The organism is Vibrio sp. 1402 (genome assembly GCF_033340275.1).
Genome location: NZ_JAWOWE010000332.1, coordinates 1 through 660, shown reverse-complemented (window position 1 = coordinate 660; position 660 = coordinate 1). Strand labels below are relative to the sequence as shown.

Here is a 660-nt window from a genome sequence, read left to right as displayed (position 1 = left end):
CGAGTCCTGACGAGTCGCGCTTGTATGGCGATATTATTCCTGAGCGTTCTCAGTTTAATTTCTCGAACATGTATCCAGATATATGGCCGCGAGTGGTATCTGAGCAAGCGGGGTACTCTTATAACGGTGAACATTTGATTGCGTTTAGCTCGATTAAGTTTGTCTCCAACGAACCTTTGCATCTCATCATCGACCTCTCGAATGAGCAGTTGTCAAAAAGAGCGACGCGCGACATCAATGACCTTATTCAAGAATCCTTGTTTGTATTAAGTCTTGTACTGGTTTTCACTTTGCCAATTACCGCGTTGGCGCTGCATTACCGTCGTCATAGTGTGGAATCGAAGTTAGCCCGTGCCGCACTCGACGGTATGACCGCTGTCATGATTTCTGACGCATCGCTCCGCATCATCATGGTCAACCAAGAGTTTGAAAACATGATGGGTTATTCTACCGAACAAGTGAAAGGCTCGAATGCCCACAGCCTGAGTTTGCTTCCTGAAGACCTCGAAGAGACGCTAAACATTTGGAATAAGTTAGGGCGCGAGAATGTTTGGGAAGGCGAAGTACGCTGCCGTACCCAATTGAATCATGTGTTTACGGCGATCATGCGTATCCAAGCGAACTTAACAAAGTCCGGTAAAATCAGCTATTACATCACTT

1 protein-coding gene is annotated in these 660 nt (G+C 46.2%); it reads left to right on the top strand.

Going from position 1 to position 660, the window contains the following annotated elements:
- Window positions 1–660 (top strand): PAS domain-containing protein (locus R7044_RS25900; RefSeq protein ID WP_225456083.1); only part of this gene is annotated, 660 nt, incomplete at both ends.